Here is a 2,958-nt window from a genome sequence, read left to right on the forward strand (position 1 = left end):
GCCGGCCGCCGATCCGCTCGCCAAACAGGATCGAGGAGCCAACCAGCATCAAGAGCGGCGTGATCTGGCCGAGCGCGGTGGAATCGGCGATCTGCATGTTGGCGAGCGCGACCACATAGCAAAGGATCGCCGCCAGCTCGAGCACGTTCCGGCTCAGGACGCGCTTGTCGAAGATCAGCGGGATCTGCTTGCCGTAGCCCAGCGCGAACAGCAGCGGGAAGCCCCAGAGGGCCGCCGCGGCACCCCGCAGAAACAGCACCTCATAAGACGGCAGGCCCGCCGTCGCGAGCTTCATCATTGTATCGTTGACGAGATACGACCCCGTCGAGACGATCATGAACAGCGGGCCGCGGATAGAGACAGGGATGAAATGCATCCGGCCACAAGATCAGAGGCGGATGGCGGCGGCAATGGTCCATGGCCTGGCCATGATTCAGACAGGGCCGGGCAAGCAAGCCGGCGCTTTCGCGGCCTCGATCGGTCGGCCCGCTACCCCTTCATTTTGCCCGGAGCCTTCCTATATCAGCGCCACATCCCCGCAATCGGATCGATGGTTCGGACTGAGTGAGACGGCACCCGGCCAAAAGACGCTTGTGTTTTTTGGCCTTTGTCGCTAATCGCCCCGCATTCGACTGAACTGAAGGTCTTCGACCGAACTGAAGATCCGGGCCGTCCAAGGAAAGAGACAATGGCAAAAGGTAAATTCGAGCGTAACAAGCCTCACGTGAACATCGGCACGATTGGCCACGTCGACCATGGCAAGACGTCGCTGACGGCGGCGATCACCAAGTATTTTGGCGAATACAAGCGCTACGACCAGATCGACGCTGCCCCTGAAGAGAAGGCGCGCGGCATCACGATCTCGACGGCTCACGTCGAATACGAGACGGCCAACCGCCACTACGCTCACGTCGACTGCCCCGGCCACGCCGACTATGTGAAGAACATGATCACCGGCGCCGCGCAGATGGACGGCGCGATCCTGGTCGTGTCGGCTGCCGACGGCCCGATGCCGCAGACCCGCGAGCACATCCTGCTGGCCCGTCAGGTCGGCGTGCCGTCGATCGTGGTGTTCCTGAACAAGGTCGACCAGGTCGACGACGCCGAGCTGCTCGAACTGGTCGAGCTCGAGGTTCGCGAGCTTCTGACCAAGAACGAATTCCCCGGCGACGACATTCCGATCGTCAAGGGTTCGGCTCTGGCTGCTCTCGAAGACTCGGACAAGAAGATCGGTGAAGACGCGATCCGCGAGCTGATGGCTGCGGTCGATGCTTACATCCCGACGCCGGTTCGTCCGCTCGACAAGCCGTTCCTGATGCCGATCGAAGACGTGTTCTCGATCTCGGGCCGCGGCACGGTCGTGACCGGCCGCGTCGAGCGCGGCGTGGTCAAGGTCGGCGAGGAGCTGGAAATCATCGGCATCCGTCCGACGACCAAGACGACCTGCACGGGCGTGGAAATGTTCCGCAAGCTGCTCGATCAGGGCCAGGCTGGCGACAACATCGGCGCGCTGCTGCGCGGCGTTGATCGTGAAGGTGTCGAGCGCGGCCAGGTTCTGGCCAAGCCGGGCACGGTGAAGCCGCACAAGAAGTTCGTGGCCGAAGCCTACATCCTGACCAAGGACGAAGGTGGCCGTCACACGCCGTTCTTCACCAACTACCGTCCGCAGTTCTACTTCCGCACGACCGACGTGACCGGCATCGTGTCGCTGCCGGAAGGCACCGAGATGGTGATGCCGGGCGACAACATCACGGTCGATGTCGAGCTGATCGTGCCGATCGCCATGGAAGAGAAGCTGCGCTTCGCTATCCGTGAAGGCGGCCGCACCGTCGGTGCCGGCATCGTCGTCACCATCAAGGAATAACCGAGCCCGGCATTCGCCGGATCGACAAGAAAGGGCGGTCTTCGGGCCGCCCTTTTTGTTTGCCGGGCTATCGGCTGCCGCCCCGTCGGCCGAAGCCTGTTGCAAGGCTCTGGACCTCGTCTAGTATAGGTTGCATCAAGGGGCTTTTTCCAAATGGTTCCAAGGCGGTATTTTCATCGTCGGGCATTGTGGCCGCTGGCTCTGACCTGGCTGATTGCGCTGCTTGCCACAGGCCCGGCAGCCTTCGCGGCGGATGCGGCGCCGGATCTTGGGCCGACGATGCGGTTCGGCATTGTCCGCAGCAACGCAGCGGGGTGCGAGCCGATCTGTCCGGAATGGATATCGGCCGAGGGCTCCATAGAAGCCGGAACTCCGGCGCTCTTCAAACGCATGCTGAAGACGCTTGGCGGGCGGAAACTGCCTGTTGTCGTGGATTCTCCCGGCGGCAATGTCGAGGCGGCGCTGACGCTTGGCCGGCTGATCCGCAAGAACAAGCTCGATATCGCCATCGGCAAGACGGTGTTTTCCAGCTGCCAGCCCGACGCGAAGGGGTGCCAGGACCGTGACGCCCGCTACTTCGGCGATGTCATCGACTATGGCGCCATGTGCAATTCCGCCTGTCCTCTGATGTTTGCCGGCGGCATCAGGCGAGTGGCCGGCGAATGGGCCTATCTCGGCGTCCATCAGATCACCACGACCTACATCCGCACGAAATTGCAATACCGGACCACCTACCGGATCGTCGGGGGCAAGAAGAAGATCCTCAACACGAAGATCGTCAGCCGCAAGAACGCCGGCAGCTACAAGACCTACGAAATGAGCAAGTCGGTGGAGAAAAAGCTGGCGGCCTACCTGGACCAGATGGGCATCGAACAAAGCATGCTCGAAACGATGAAGGGCACCCCGGCCAGCGAAATCCACCAGATCGCCCTCGATGACATGCTGGCGATGAAGCTGGTCACCAGCACGGACGCCGTGGGCCTGTTGACCGCGGCGAGCCTGTGCGAACCCGGCCGCCTGGCCACGAATTGCCGGGAAGTGCCGGGGAACAAGCCTGATGGCCTGATGGCGACCGCGGCCAGGCCTACTCCGCC

The 2,958-nt window shown here is 62.5% G+C and carries 2 protein-coding genes and 1 pseudogene; 2 read left to right on the forward strand and 1 reads right to left on the reverse strand.

Annotation, left to right across the window (positions count from 1 at the left end):
- Positions 1 to 376: EamA family transporter (locus tag ENZ75_RS26990; RefSeq protein ID WP_348630628.1), on the reverse strand; the 376-nt coding region annotated here is incomplete at its 3' end.
- A 312-nt stretch (positions 377 to 688) separates the two neighbouring features.
- Between ENZ75_RS26990 and tuf the strand changes: the two genes are divergently transcribed.
- Both tuf and ENZ75_RS27000 read left to right on the forward strand, forming a co-directional pair.
- Entirely contained in the window at positions 689 to 1,864 is a 1,176-nt protein-coding gene (gene tuf, locus ENZ75_RS26995; RefSeq protein WP_013531404.1) for an elongation factor Tu, read from the forward strand.
- Positions 1,865 to 2,017: 153 nt separating this feature from the next.
- Positions 2,018 to 2,958 (forward strand): annotated as a pseudogene (locus ENZ75_RS27000) (hypothetical protein); the annotation flags it as partial.

Origin of the sequence: Mesorhizobium sp. M7A.F.Ca.CA.002.04.1.1 (assembly GCF_004022805.1) — a bacterium.
Taxonomy (GTDB): Bacteria; Pseudomonadota; Alphaproteobacteria; order Rhizobiales; family Rhizobiaceae; genus Mesorhizobium; species Mesorhizobium ciceri.